General features: G+C 72.7%; 13 protein-coding genes. 8 read left to right on the forward strand and 5 right to left on the reverse strand.

Annotated features, from left to right (window positions below; genetic code table 11):
- A partial coding sequence (locus ACLBX8_RS06155; protein ID WP_447714755.1) for a DUF1236 domain-containing protein occupies positions 1–581 on the forward strand: 581 nt, incomplete at its 5' end.
- A gap of 54 nt (positions 582–635) precedes the next feature.
- Here the strand turns inward: ACLBX8_RS06155 and hrcA are convergent.
- Positions 636–1,691, reverse strand: a complete 1,056-nt coding sequence (gene hrcA / locus ACLBX8_RS06160) for a heat-inducible transcriptional repressor HrcA (RefSeq protein ID WP_020091867.1) — start codon at positions 1,689–1,691, stop codon at positions 636–638.
- A gap of 167 nt (positions 1,692–1,858) precedes the next feature.
- On the opposite strand from hrcA, the gene rph reads away from it, so the two are divergent.
- The 3 genes from rph to hemW are packed head-to-tail and all read left to right on the forward strand — an operon-like array spanning position 1,859 to position 4,412.
- The gene (gene rph, locus ACLBX8_RS06165; RefSeq protein WP_447714756.1) at positions 1,859–2,572 is read left to right on the forward strand and encodes a ribonuclease PH; all 714 of its coding nucleotides are present in this window, start codon (positions 1,859–1,861) and stop codon (positions 2,570–2,572) included.
- On the forward strand, positions 2,569–3,198 hold the full coding sequence (rdgB, locus tag ACLBX8_RS06170; protein ID WP_132366550.1) for an RdgB/HAM1 family non-canonical purine NTP pyrophosphatase: 630 nt from the start codon (positions 2,569–2,571) through the stop codon (positions 3,196–3,198). The genes rph and rdgB overlap by 4 nt, the downstream gene beginning before the upstream one ends.
- Before the next feature lie 26 nt (positions 3,199–3,224).
- Positions 3,225–4,412 carry a radical SAM family heme chaperone HemW gene (gene hemW, locus ACLBX8_RS06175; protein ID WP_447714757.1) on the forward strand — a complete coding sequence of 396 codons (1,188 nt, stop codon included), beginning with the start codon at positions 3,225–3,227 and terminating at the stop codon, positions 4,410–4,412.
- On the opposite strand, the gene ACLBX8_RS06180 is transcribed toward hemW, so the two are convergent.
- The gene (locus ACLBX8_RS06180; RefSeq protein WP_447698769.1) at positions 4,413–5,678 is read right to left on the reverse strand and encodes a penicillin-binding protein activator; all 1,266 of its coding nucleotides are present in this window, start codon (positions 5,676–5,678) and stop codon (positions 4,413–4,415) included.
- Positions 5,679–5,813: 135 nt separating this feature from the next.
- Here ACLBX8_RS06180 and rsmI point away from each other — a divergent pair, with 135 nt between their 5' ends.
- The gene (rsmI, locus tag ACLBX8_RS06185; protein ID WP_447714758.1) at positions 5,814–6,785 is read left to right on the forward strand and encodes a 16S rRNA (cytidine(1402)-2'-O)-methyltransferase; all 972 of its coding nucleotides are present in this window, start codon (positions 5,814–5,816) and stop codon (positions 6,783–6,785) included.
- The gene (locus ACLBX8_RS06190) at positions 6,782–7,171 is read left to right on the forward strand and encodes a YraN family protein (protein ID WP_447698767.1); all 390 of its coding nucleotides are present in this window, start codon (positions 6,782–6,784) and stop codon (positions 7,169–7,171) included. Before rsmI ends, ACLBX8_RS06190 begins: the two co-directional genes overlap by 4 nt.
- A gap of 38 nt (positions 7,172–7,209) precedes the next feature.
- On the opposite strand, the gene ACLBX8_RS06195 is transcribed toward ACLBX8_RS06190, so the two are convergent.
- The 3 genes from ACLBX8_RS06195 to ACLBX8_RS06205 form a co-directional block, all read right to left on the reverse strand.
- The gene (locus ACLBX8_RS06195) at positions 7,210–7,599 is read right to left on the reverse strand and encodes a response regulator (RefSeq protein ID WP_012319888.1); all 390 of its coding nucleotides are present in this window, start codon (positions 7,597–7,599) and stop codon (positions 7,210–7,212) included.
- A 270-nt stretch (positions 7,600–7,869) separates the two neighbouring features.
- Positions 7,870–8,982, reverse strand: a complete 1,113-nt coding sequence (locus ACLBX8_RS06200) for a L,D-transpeptidase family protein (RefSeq protein ID WP_447698766.1) — start codon at positions 8,980–8,982, stop codon at positions 7,870–7,872.
- Between the two features lie 76 nt (positions 8,983–9,058).
- Positions 9,059–10,066 carry an extensin family protein gene (locus tag ACLBX8_RS06205; protein ID WP_447698765.1) on the reverse strand — a complete coding sequence of 336 codons (1,008 nt, stop codon included), beginning with the start codon at positions 10,064–10,066 and terminating at the stop codon, positions 9,059–9,061.
- A 183-nt stretch (positions 10,067–10,249) separates the two neighbouring features.
- Here ACLBX8_RS06205 and ACLBX8_RS06210 point away from each other — a divergent pair, with 183 nt between their 5' ends.
- Together ACLBX8_RS06210 and ACLBX8_RS06215 are read left to right on the forward strand one after the other, a co-directional pair.
- Positions 10,250–12,319 carry a M3 family metallopeptidase gene (locus ACLBX8_RS06210; protein ID WP_447698764.1) on the forward strand — a complete coding sequence of 690 codons (2,070 nt, stop codon included), beginning with the start codon at positions 10,250–10,252 and terminating at the stop codon, positions 12,317–12,319.
- A gap of 84 nt (positions 12,320–12,403) precedes the next feature.
- Positions 12,404–13,297, forward strand: coding sequence for a hypothetical protein (locus tag ACLBX8_RS06215; protein ID WP_447698763.1), 894 nt, complete (start codon positions 12,404–12,406; stop codon positions 13,295–13,297).
- Positions 13,298–13,299: the final 2 nt, after the last annotated feature.

Below are 13,299 nucleotides of genomic sequence, written 5' to 3' on the forward strand. Positions count from 1 at the left end.
GCGGTCCCGGCGGTGCCGAGGGTGGGCCGCGCGGCGCCGAGCCCGGTGGGCCGGCGGGTCGCGGCGGCGAGGGACCGGGTCGCCCGGGCGGCGCGGCCGAGCGCAACGGACCGGCGGACCGGGGCGGCCCGGCCGCGAATCCCGGTGCGAGCGACCGCGGTGCGGGCGAACGCGGTGCCGGCGATCGGGGTGGCCGCGAGCCGGGTGCCGGACCCGAGCGGGGCAACCGCGACGCGGCCGGTCCCGAGCGCGGCGGTCGCGGTCCGGCCGGCGAACGGGACGGCCGTGCCGGTGCCCGCGACCGGGGCGCCGTCCGCGGCGCGGTCGGCCGCCTCGACACCCGTCAGCGGACCGAGTTCCGCAGCTCGATCACGCGTCTGGGCGTCTCGCCGCTCCGGGACGTGGCTTTCGGCTTGGCGATCGGCACCGCGATCCCGCGCTCGGTCAGGCTCCACAGGCTGCCGCCGGCGATCATCGAGCTAGTGCCGGAATACGAGGGCTACGATTTCGTCCTGGTCCGCGACGACATCGTGATCATCGATCCCGACACCTACGAGATCGTGGACGTGATCCCGGCCTGAGCGGGCGGTCACAAGAAGATCGGTGGGCCGGGCGGATCCTCTGCCCGGCGCCCTCTACCGCCCGCCGTCCAGGAGCTTCGACACCACGCGCGCCGTGTAGTCGACCATCGGCACGATCCGCGCGTAGTTCAGCCGGGTCGGACCGATCACGCCGACGACGCCCACGATCTTCTGCGAGCCGTCGCGGAACGGCGCCGCGATCAGCGAGGATCCGGACAGCGAGAACAGCTTGTTCTCCGAGCCGATGAAGATCCGCACGCCCTCGCCGCCCTCGGCTCGGGACAGGAGATCGATCACGTCCTTCTGGGTCTCCAGATCGTTGAACAGAAGGCGGATCCGCTCGAGATCCTCGACCGCGCGCAGGTCGTCGAGCAGGTTCGCCTGCCCGCGCACGATCAGCTGGCGGGCCTCCGTGGGGCCGACCGGCGTGGCGAGCCCGGCATCGACGAGGCGCTCGGTGATCGCGTCGAGCTCCCGCTTCATCGCCTTGCGGCCGGCCTCGATCTCGGCGCGCAGCGTGCCGAGGGTGCGGCCCTGCAGGCGCGCGTTGAGGAAGTTCGTCGCCTCCTGGAGGGCACCGGCCGGCAGGCCCGCCGGCAGGTCCACGAGGCGGTTCTCCACCGAGCCGTCGTCCGAGACGAGGATGACGAGGGCGCGGGCCGGATCGAGGCGCACGAACTCGATGTGCTTCAGGTTGACGTTCGCCTTGGTGGTCAGGACGACCCCGGCGCCCCGGGAGACGCCGGACAGCATGGTCGAGGCTTCGGCCAGGGCCGAGTCGAAGGTGTGACCCGAGGCGGCAGCGCGCATCTGCGCCTCGATGCGCGCCTGCTCGTCCTGGCTGACGTCGCCGAGCTCGAGCATCGCGTCCACGAAGAAGCGCAGGCCGAGCTCCGTCGGCAGGCGGCCGGCGGAGGTGTGCGGCGCGAAGATGAGGCCGGAATGCTCCAGATCCGCCATGACGTTGCGGATCGAGGCCGGCGACAGCGCCATCGGGAGGATGCGCGCGAGATTCCGGGAACCGACCGGCTCGCCGGTCGTGAGGTAGCTCTCCACGATCTGCCGGAAGATCTCCCGGGCACGCTCGTTGAGGGCGGCGAGCGCCTGCATCGCTTGGCCGTTCGAGAAGTTGGGACTGGGGTGTGTCACGGGGTCATCCTGTGGTCCGATCATGTCCAACCGTCCCGCGCGGATCAATCCGTACGGCGATGCTTGCCCGCGGTGGCGCGGCGGCCTAAGAGCCCGGCCCTCGACACTCTCGACAGAAGGGGCCCGCGATGCGGCCTTCCAAGCGTGCCGCCGACGAGTTGCGGCCCGTGAGCCTGGAGCGCGCGGTCTCGCGCTACGCCGAGGGCTCTTGCCTCGTCAGCTTCGGCAACACCCGGGTGCTCTGCACCGCGTCGCTGGAAGAGCGCGCGCCGCCGTGGCTGCGCGGTTCCGGCAAGGGCTGGGTCACGGCCGAGTACGCCATGCTGCCGCGTGCGACGCACGAACGCACCCGCCGCGAGGTCGGTTCCGGGAAGCCGTCGGGCCGGACCCAGGAGATCCAGCGACTGATCGGCCGTTCGCTGCGCGCCGTCACCAACCTCCCGGCCATGGGCGAGCGCCAGATCACGATCGATTGCGACGTGATCCAGGCCGACGGCGGCACCCGCACCGCCGCGATCACGGGCGCCTGGGTGGCGCTGCACGATTGCTTCGCCTGGATGCGGACCCGCTCGATCATCTCCGTCGACCCGCTGCGCGACCACGTCGCCGCCGTGTCGTGCGGCCTGTACAAGGGCGCACCGGTCCTCGACCTCGACTACGCCGAGGATTCGGCGGCCGAGACCGACGCCAACTTCGTGCTCACCGGCCGCGGCGGCATCGTAGAGGTGCAGGGCACCGCAGAGATGGAGCCCTTCACGCAGGAGCAGCTCCTCGAGCTCCTCGGCCTCGCCCGCGCCGGCACCGAGCGGCTGGTCGCCCTGCAGAAGGAGGCGATCGCGTGAGCCGCCGTCTGACCGGGAAGGTGGTCATCGCCACGCACAATGCCGGCAAGCTCGCCGAGATGCGCGACCTGCTCGCGCCGTTCGGGATCGAGGCGGTGTCGGCGGGCGAGCTCGGCCTGCCCGAGCCCGACGAGACCGGCACGATGTTCGCCGAGAACGCGGCGATCAAGGCGCGGGCGGCGGCCGACGCCACCGGGCTGCCGGCCTTCGCGGACGATTCCGGGCTCTGCGTCGACGCCCTCGACGGCGCGCCGGGCATCTTCTCGGCCCGCTGGGCCGGGCCGACCAAGGACTTCACCGGCGCGATGGCGCGGATCTTCGCCGAACTCGACCGGCGCGGGGCCGCCGAGCGCCGGGCGCACTTCGTGTCCGCCCTCGTGCTGGCTTGGCCGGACGGGCACACCGAGCTGTTCGAGGGACGGGTCTTCGGCGACCTCGTCGCCGCGAAGGGCTCCGCAGGCTTCGGCTACGACCCGATCTTCCGGCCGGACGGCCACGACCGCACCTTCGGCGAGATGAGCGCCGAGGAGAAGCACGGGGTCGACTGGCAGCAGGGGCGGGGCCTGTCGCACCGGGCGCGGGCCTTCGTCGAGCTGAGCCGCGCCTGCCTCGCGCCCGGCGCCTGATTGCCAAACGGCGCGCGGGCGCTCACATGCCCGCCATCATGTCATCGACCGGCCCGGACCATCCGACCCGCGACGCGGGCTTCGGGATCTACCTTCACTGGCCCTTCTGCGCCGCGAAGTGCCCGTACTGCGACTTCAACAGCCACGTCCGCCGCGCGGGCGTGGACGAGCCGCGCTTCCTGGCGGCCTTCCGCGCCGAGATCTCCCAAACCGCCGCCCGCACGCCGGGCCGGACCGTGACCAGCATCTTCCTCGGCGGCGGCACGCCCTCGCTGATGCAGCCCGCGACCGTGGCCGGGCTGCTCGACGCGGTGGGGGAGCATTGGGCGGTCGCGCCGGACGCGGAGGTGACCCTCGAGGCCAACCCGTCGAGCGTCGAGGCGGGCCGCTTCCAGGGCTTCCGCGCCGCCGGGGTCAACCGGGTGTCGCTCGGGATCCAGGCCCTCGACGACGCCTCGCTGCGGACCCTCGGGCGCCTGCACGACACCGCGCAGGCGCTCGGCGCGATCGCCCTGGCGCAGTCGGCCTTCGCGCGGACCTCCTTCGACCTGATCTACGCGCGGCCCGGACAGACGCCGGACCTGTGGCGGGCGGAGCTTAGCGACGCGCTCGCGCGGGCCGCCGAGCACCTCTCGCTCTACCAGCTCACCATCGAGCCCGGGACGCCGTTCCACGGGCTCGCCGCCGCCGGCAAGCTGGTGACGCCGGACGACGAGGTCGGTCGCGCCCTCTACGACGTCACCCAGGAGCTCTGCGCGAAGGCCGGCCTCCCGGCCTACGAGATCTCGAACCACGCGCGGCCCGGTGCGGAATCGCGGCACAACCTGCTCTACTGGCGCTACGGCGAGTATGCCGGCATCGGTCCGGGCGCCCACGGTCGGCTCGTGACGGGCCGGGGCCGGGTCGGAACCGTGACGGAACGGTCGCCCGAGGCGTGGCTCGCCCGCGTCGAGGCCGAGGGCCACGGGATCGTCGAGACCGAGAGCCTCTCGGCCGCCGACCAGGCCGACGAGTTCCTGGTGATGGGCCTGCGCCTGCGCGAGGGGATCGATCCCGACCGCTACGCGGCGCTCAAGGGCCGGCCCCTGAACGGCAACCGCATCGGCATGCTGATCGGGGACGGCCTGCTCGAGCGGCTGCCGGGCGGCCGCATCGCCGCCACGGCGCGGGGGGCGCCGGTGCTCAACGCCCTGGTCGCCGAGCTCGCCGCCTGATCAGATCGCCGGCTTCGCGAGAACCCGGGGCGCCGGGCTGACGGGCGTCGCGGCGTTGTTGCGGATGTCGTAGACCGCGAGGGACCGCTCGCTCTGACCGTCCGGCCGGAACCGGAACGTCCCGTCGACGCCGGCGAAGCCCAGGCCGTTGGTCAGGGTGGTCTCGGCGAAGCGCTGCGAGCCGTAGCGCCGCGACAGGGCCGCGGCGAGCAGCACCGCGTCGTAGGCGAGCGAGGCCACCCGCGGCGGGACGGCGCCGAACCGGGCCTGGTAGCGCGCGCTGAAATTCGAGAAGCCGACGCGGTCCGGCGCGGCGAAGCGGCCACCCTGGAGGGCCGGCAGCGCGAACAGTGACGGCTCGTTCCAGAGGGCGGTGCCGAGGGGGCGCACCCGGGCCGGCGAGAAGCCCGCCTTCGTCAGCGCGGCCGCCACGGCGGGCATCGCGTCCGCGGTCTCGGGGATGAACAGCGCGTCGGCGGTGGCGCCGGGCCCGGTGATCACCCGCGCGAGCCGCTCGACCGCCGGGCCGGGCGCGCCGGCCGGGTAGCGCTCCACGGCGGCGACGCGCGCGCCCTTGCGGGCGACGACCTCCCGGAACGCCGCCTCGACGGCGTTGCCGTAGGCGGTCTCGGGGATCAGCGCCGCGAAGGACCTCTTCCCGCCCGCGACCGCGTCCTCGACCACGCGGTCCACCTCCGGCTGCGGCAGGAAGCTCAGCAGGTAGACGCCCTGGTTCGCCACGGTCGCGTCCGTGGAGAAGCCGATCACCGGCTTGCCGGCGGTCCTGGCGACGGCCGCGGCGGCCTGCACGCTGCCGGCGAAGAGCGGGCCGAGCACGATCTCGGCGCCCTGCCGCAGCGCCTCCTGGGTCGCCTCCCGGGCGCCGTCCGGACTGCCCCGGTCGTCCTCGACGATGAGCGTCAGGTCGGGCTGCTGGGCCTCGTCGTAGGCGAGCTGCGCCGCGTTGCGCATCGCGGCCCCCACGGTCGATCCCTGGCCGGTCAGCGGCAGCACCAGGGCGACCTTCACCGAGCCCGCCCCGATGCGCCCGCCGCCGCCCGCGGCCGGCATCGGCGGCGCCGCGGGCGCGGTGCCCGGCGCATCCGGCACGGCGGCCGGCGGTGACAGCTCGGCCTGCGGCCCGGTCGCGCGTCGCGCGAGGTCGCTGCCGACGCAACCGCCGAGCGAGAGCAGGATCGCGCAGAGCGCGGCGGTCTGGGCGGTGACACGCACGAGACGGTCCCGCGCGCTTGTCGGGCGCGCCATGGCGCGTACTCCTTCGGGCAGGCTCCGCAGCCTGACCGGCGGATTCTGAAATGTAAACGCGGCGGCGGGGACTTGCCCCCCGGCCACGCAGCCTCGCCGCGACGAGAGGCGACCAGTGTGGCAAGATCGCCGGTGATGACCCGCAGATTCGACGACCCGGGGGCCGCCGCCCCGACCCGAGCTCCGTCCCCGAAGCTCGCCCCCGACCGCCCGCGCAGCACGACCTTCACGGCCTTCGGCCTCGCGAGCGAGACCGAACCCCTGTCGCCGGGCCTGCACATCGTGGCGACGCCCATCGGGAACCTGCGCGACATCACGATCCGGGCGCTGGCGACCCTGGCGGCCGCCGACGCGGTCCTGGCCGAGGACACCCGCGTCACCCGGAACCTGCTGGCGCATTACGGGATCACGACGCCGCTGCTCGCCTATCACGAGCATTCCAACGACGCGGTGCGCGAGCGGATGGTGGCGCGGCTCACCGCCGGCGAGGCCCTGGCGCTGGTCTCGGATGCCGGGACGCCGCTCGTCTCGGATCCCGGCTACAAGCTGGTCCAGGCCGCCATCGAGGCCGGGATCGCCATCACGCCCGTCCCGGGGCCGTCCGCGGTGATGACCGCGCTGGTCGCGGCGGGCCTGCCGACCGACCGGTTCTTCTTCGAGGGCTTCCTGCCGCAGAAGGCCGGTGCGCGGCGCAACCGCCTGGAGGCGCTGATCCAAGTTCCCGGCACGCTGGTCCTGTTCGAGTCGCCGCATCGCCTGCCCGACATGCTGGCCGACGCCGCCGCGGTGCTGGGTCCGGAGCGGCCGGCGGCCGTGACCCGCGAGCTGACCAAGCTCTACGAAACCATCCGGCGCGATACGTTGGGCAGCCTGAGCGCGCGCTTCGCCCAGGAGGGACCGCCGAAGGGGGAGATCGTGGTGATCATCGGTGCGGCGACGGCGCCGGAGCGCAGCGCGGATTCGGATGCCGCCCTCGACGCCCTGATCCTGGCGGCGCTGGAGCGGCACTCGATCAAGGATGCCGCCAGCCTCGTGTCCGACGAGACCGGTCAGCCGCGGCGCCTCGTCTACACCCGCGCGCTGGCGCTGGCGCGGGAGCAGGGATGACCGGGGCCGTGCCGGACAGGGCCGGCCGACGCCGCGCCGCCTACCGGCTCGGCCACCGCGCCGAGTGGCTGGCGCTCGCCGCGCTGATGCTCAAGGGGTACTGGCCGATCGGCCGGCGCGTGAGCGTCGCGGGCGGCGAGATCGATCTCGTCGTCCGGCGCTGGAAGACCGTCGTGTTCGTGGAGGTGAAGGCGCGGGCGCGCCGCGACGATGCCCGGGAGGCGATCGACGCCGCCAAGCGGCGGCGGTTCTCCCGCGCGGTCCGCGCCTGGATCGGACGCAATGCGTGGTGTGCCGGGTCGACGTTCCGGGCCGACGCCGTGTTCGTCGGATCCCGCACCTGGCCCGCCCATGTCGAGGGGGTCTTCACCATCGAGGGTCTGTGACGGGCGGCCCGTGACCGCCGGAGCCGACGCGCCGGGTCTCAGTCCCGGGCGGCGCGGATCGCCCCGATCAGGGTCCGCTTCAGGTCGGCCTGGCTGAACGGCTTCTGGACGACGGGCCTGTCGCGGAACGGCTCGCGGATGCCGGCACCGCCGTAGCCGGTCGAGAAGACCAGCGGCAGGTCGCGCTTGGCGATGGCCTCGGCCACCGGGTAGATCGGCTCACCCGCCACGTTCACGTCGAGAATGGCGACCTCGAACGCTTCCTGCGACGCCATCTCCAGCGCCGAGGACAGCCGCGCGGCCGGCCCGACCACGGCGCAGCCGAAATCGAGGAGCATGTCCTCCAGCAGCATCGAAATCGCGGCCTCGTCCTCGACGACGAGAACACGGACGCCGTTGAGGACGTCGTCGTTGGGGTCAGCAATCACGCCGGGCCGTCTTCCCTTCGAATGCCCCCGTCGCCGGGGATCTTGCCATGCGGCTGGTGACGCCTTGCGCACCGCGTGAGCAGCGTCCGGACGGGTGAACGCGGCCCGAGGGTCAGCCCGCGAGACAACCTGAGGCGTCGCCCGTAATGCGCAATGTGTCAAGCGTTCCCGGCCCGTTCCGACACCCAGACCGGGCGCTATGTTAACCGATGATACATTTTTGTGCGGGCGGCTTCGCGCGGGCGTATGCGAGTGTCGCCGCGCGGCCGTTCAGTCGTCCTTGAACGTGACCTTGGCGCCCCGTGTCACATGCGCGGCGAGGTCGCGGGCGTTCCAGTTGGTCAGGCGGATGCAGCCGTGGGACTCCGTCTTCCCGACCTTCTCGGGCTCCGGCGTCCCGTGGATCCCGTAGCTCGGGATCGCCAAGTCGATCCAGACCAGGCCGACCGGGTTGTTGGGCCCCGACTGGATGGTGAATTTGTGCTGCGCCTTCACGCCCTTGAACGCGTATTTCGGGTTGTAGGTGTAGTCCGGGTCGAACGCGACGCCCTTCACCTTGGTCTCGCCGCTCGGGGCCGGCTTCTCGGCACTGCCGATCGACGCGGGGTAATAGGCCACGAGCTTCCCGTCGGCGCCGTAGGCGCGGACGTCGCGGCTCGACTTGTCGACCTCGATGCGTTCGACCTTCGGCTCCTGGGGTAGATCCTTGGCCTTCGGCTTGTCCGTGCCCATCGGGTCCACCGCCGCGACCGCGATGGTCGTGCCGGCCTTGTCGAGGGGCTTGCCGGGATTGAGCGCGCTCACGAGGTCGCGGCTCATGTGGAAGCGCTCGGCCAGCATCTCGCGGGGATTGGTGTAGCCCATCGACTTGAGCTCGGCCTGCTCCTCCATCTTGGGCGGGATCCGCTCGACATAGGGGCCCGCGGCGTCGGCCTCGGAGAGCGTGTAGTCAGTGACGGCGGGCTTGTCGCTGGTCGCCTGGAGCTTGTCCCAGATCTCGGGCGTCAGGTCCTCGCCGGCGGGAAGCCCCTGGGCCACCGCGAAGGCCGAGAGGGCGTGCCGGTAATTGTCGCCCTTCCGGCCGTCGATCGCTCCGGGATAGAAGCGCGCGCGATCGAGCAGCACCTGGGCTTTGACGATCAGCGGATCGGGCTTGTCGTCCGACGACTTGGCCCGACGGGCCTTCGCGTCGGACTTCGTCCCCTCGCTCTTCCCGACGCCTGCCTGCGCCAGGGTCGCGGCGTTCACCGCCTCGGCGGTCAGCGCCGGCGGCTGGGCGGTCTCAGCCTTCCGGCCCTTCCCGGTCCGGGCAGCCGCACCATGCGCGGCCAGACAACTCGCCAGGAGAGCCACGCAGACCGGCCGCCAAGGTTTCGGGATCATCGCCGTCGTCATTCCGGGGAGCGGACGCGCTCTCGAGCCGAGAAATGCCGGACCTGCGGGAACGTTCCACCCGGTTCTACTGGCACAGGCGGTGACCGCCGTTACGCTCGCGCTCGTCGAGGTGGAAATGGTTGGCGTGGGCGGCGTTCGAGCCCGGGCCGAGGACGGTGCGGAAGAAGCCGCAGGCCTTGGCGCGCACCGCGCCGAGGAACTGTGCCTCCTCGGAACCGTCCGGCATCGCCTTGACGGGGATGCTCGCGCGTCCCGCGAAGGCGAAGCCCATGATGTCGGCGGCGTTGGCGAAGGCGTGCTCGCTGAGCTTGGCGTCGACGTCGTGGTTCTGTCCCCGGCAGACATAGGAGCCGCCGAGTTCGAGCGCGATCAGCGGGTGCTTCAGCGTTCGATCGGCCTCGATCTGCACCTCCGTGACCCAGCGCGCCAGCGCCTCGGCGGTCCGGCAGGTCAGCGTGGCGCCCTGCGGCAGCACCACCCCGTCGGCGAACTTCGTCACCTTGAGCGGCAGCGGCGCGGTGCACTGGCCTTCGGAGATCGCCGGCAGCGGCTCGAACTCGACCCCGAGACGCTTGAGGCGCGTCCGGCAGGCGGAATCGTCCGGCGGTGTCACCTTGAGCGCCAGGGCGGCCGCGCCCGACAGCTCGGGCGGCCGCGCGGGCGGCGCTGGCGGCGGTGAGGGGATCTCGGGCTTCGCTGTCTCCTTCGCGCTTTCCTTCGGGGCTTCCTTCCCGGCTTCCTGCCCGGACTCCGGCGGCTTGTCCCGGCCATTCTCCCTCGAAGGCTCTCGGGCCAAGTGCTTGCCCGGCTCCTTGCTCGGCTCCTTGCTCGGCTCAGCCGCGGCAGGTTTCAGCTCGGGCGGCCGCGCCGGCGGCGTCGGTGGCGCCGGCTCGGCGACGGGCGGCTTCAGCGCCTCGGGGCGCTCCGGCGGCAGCGGCGGGGGCGTCGGCACCGTGGCCGCCGGCGTCTCGACGGCGCCGACCGGCGTGGCCGGGAGGGCGAGCCCCGCGGCGAGGGCGCCGCCCGCCAGGAGCGTCGCGGATCGGAGGATCGACAGGCTGCGTCCCGGCATGGGGCCTCGAAGCGTGGGCGTTGGCCTCTACAACGGGCGAGACGCCATTCGGATCGCCCGGACCCGGTTGACGGCCGCGCCGATCGGACCACTGTCTTCCGGATCGCGCCGGCACACCCCATGTCGGCGCACCTGCGGCGCGGACGATCGCGCCGTCGCGTGGACGTCGAGATCGAGGACTGCATGTCGGACGCAGCTGATGCCGGGCTCCCGAGCCTGCCGCCGGACAATCCCTTCCGCGAGGCGCAGTGGAGCACCCCGCACGGCCTCCCGCCGTTCGAGCGGATCCGGCCGGAGCACTACCGGCCCGCGTTCGACGCCGCCCTGGCGGCGCACGATTCCGAGATCCGCGCCATCGCGAGTGAGTCCGCTCCCGCCACCTTCGGCAACACCGTCGAGGCGATGGAGCGGGCCGGCCTCGCCCTCGAGCGCGTCGCCGGCGTGTTCTACAACCTGACAGGCAGCCACACGAACCCCGAGCTGCAGGCCATCGAGCGGGAGATCGGGCCGAAGCTCGCCCGGCACGGCAGCGCCATCTACCTCAACCCCGAGCTCTGGGCCCGGATCTCGGCGATCGACGCCGAGGGCCTGAGCGCGGAGCAGCGCCGGGTCCTCGACCGGTACCGGATCCGCTTCCGCCGCTCGGGTGCGGATCTCGGGCCCGAGGACAAGGCCCGCATCGCCGAGATCGCGGCGCGCATGTCGGAGCTCGGGACCACGTTCAGCCAGAACCTCCTGGCCGACGAGAGCAGCTTCACCCTGCCGCTGCAGGGCGAGGAGGATCTGGCCGGCCTGCCGCCGTTCCTGCGGGCCGCGGCCGAGAGCGCCGCGAAGGAGCGCGGCCTCGACGGGCACGTCATCACCCTGTCCCGCTCGCTGATCGAGCCGTTCCTGGTCTGCTCGACCCGGCGCGACCTGCGCGAGCGCGCCTACGCGGCCTGGACGCGGCGCGGCGAGAACGGCGGCGCGACCGACAACCGGGCGATCATCGCGGAGATCATCCGGCTGCGCGCCGAGCGGGCGCGGCTCCTCGGCTTCGAGAGCTTCGCCCATTTCGCCCTCGACGACACGATGGCGGCGAGCCCGGACGCGGCGACCGGGCTGCTGCGGGACGTGTGGACGCCGGCCCGCGCGCGGGCGGCGGAGGAGCGCGACCGTCTCCAGGCCACCATCCAGGCGGAGGGCCACAACTTCGCCCTCCAGGCGCACGATTGGCGGCACTACGCCGAGAAGGTGCGGCGCGCCGAGCACGACCTCGACGAGAGCGAGATCAAGGCGTACCTGCCGCTGGAGCGGATGATCCAGGCGGCGTTCGACACGGCCTCGCGGCTGTTCGGTCTGACCTTCACGGAACTCGCCGACGTGCCGCGCTACCATCCCGATGTCCGGGTCTGGCGGGTCGGCAATCCCGATGGGTCCGAGGTCGGCCTGTTCCTGGGCGACTACTTCGCCCGCGCCTCGAAGCGGTCTGGCGCCTGGATGAGCGCCTTCCGCTCGCAGGAGCGCCTGAACGGGACGGTCACGCCGATCATCGTCAACGTCATGAACTTCGCCAAGGCGCCGGACGGCGAGGCGACGCTGCTGTCCTTCGACGACGCGCGCACCCTGTTCCACGAGTTCGGCCACGCCCTGCACGGGCTGCTCTCGGACGTGACCTACCCGCTCCTGTCGGGGACGGCGGTGTCGCGCGACTTCGTGGAGCTGCCCTCGCAGCTCTACGAGCACTGGCTGGAGCAGCCGGAAGTCCTGCGGACCCACGCGCGCCACCATCGCACGGGCGAGCCCATGCCCGACGCCCTGCTGCGGAAGCTGCTCGCCGCGCGGACCTTCAACCAGGGTTTCGCCACCGTGGAGTACACGTCCTCGGCGATCGTCGACATGACCCTGCACCTCTCGGCGGAAGGCGAGGGCGGTCTCGACGTGCCCGCCTTCGAGGCCGAGGCGCTGCGGCGGATCAGCATGCCGGCCGAGATCAGCATGCGGCACCGGACGCCGCACTTCGCCCACATCTTCTCTGGGGACGGCTACGCCGCCGGATACTACAGCTACCTCTGGTCTGAGGTGCTGGACGCGGACGCGTTCGACGCGTTCCGCGAGGCCGGCGACATCTTCGATCCGGAGACGGCGAAGCGGTTGCGGACCTTCGTGTACGGGGCCGGCAATTTGCGCGACCCGCGCGAGGCCTACACGGCCTTCCGCGGGCGGATGCCGAGCATCGAGCCGATCCTGAAGAAGCGCGGGCTGGCGGCCTGAGCCACGGGCGTGCGGTAAGGGTTTCGTAAACAAACGTCCTTAACGAACGCTTGCAGCGCGAGGCCGCGTGCGGAGTTCGGGGCGATGACGAAGATCGAAGCCAAGCAGGGCGTTTCCCAGGGCATCTCGCCGGCCGACCTGCTCAAGGCCGCGGTGACCGGCAAGACCGACGCCGCGGCCGCCGGGACCGAGACCGCGGCCTCGCCGGCTGGCGGGAAGTTCGCGCTGGCGTCGCTGGCGCGCCTGGATCCGAAGCGGTTCGCGATCCCGGGGGCTGCCCTCGCGCTGGGCGTCCTCCTGGGCGGGGGCGTGATGGCGCTCTCCCGCCCGGCCTCGGTCCGGCCCGACGCGCTCGCGGCCCTCGAGACGACGCTCGATGCCGGCCGCACCGAGACCGTGCGCCTCGCCGCCGACATCGCGCAGCTCCACACCGTGCTCGCCGACCTGCGCGCCTCGACCGACGTGGCGCGGAAGGAGGCGGCCAGCCGCAGCACCGCCCTCGGCGAGCGCCTGGCGCTGGTCGACAAGAGCCTGAACGGCAAGGTCACAACCCTCGGCGAGCGGCTCGAGCAGGTCGAGCGCGACCACAACACCCGCCTCAGCGGCCTCGCCGCGCAGCTCGACCGCCGCGCGGCCGCGACTCCGGCCGCCGCGAAGGCGGAGCCGACCCAGACCGGCAGCATCGGCGAGCCCGCCCGCGCCGCCGAGGCGAAGCCCGAGGTCAAGGTCGCGGACGCCAAGGTGAGCGAGCCCAAGCAGAAGCCGGCCGCGTCCGACAAGCCTCCGGTGATCGAGGGCTGGGCCCTGCGGGACGTCTACGAGGGCACCGCGATCCTGGAGAACCGCCGGCGCCGCCTCGTCGAGGTCGCGCCCGGCGACGTCATCCCGGGCGTCGGCCGCGTCGAGGGCGTCGAGCGCCACGGTCGGGAATGGGTGGTGGTGACCCGCCAGGGCCTCGTCACCGCGCAGGCTTGGTAGCC

The organism is Methylobacterium sp. D48H (assembly GCF_053345715.1).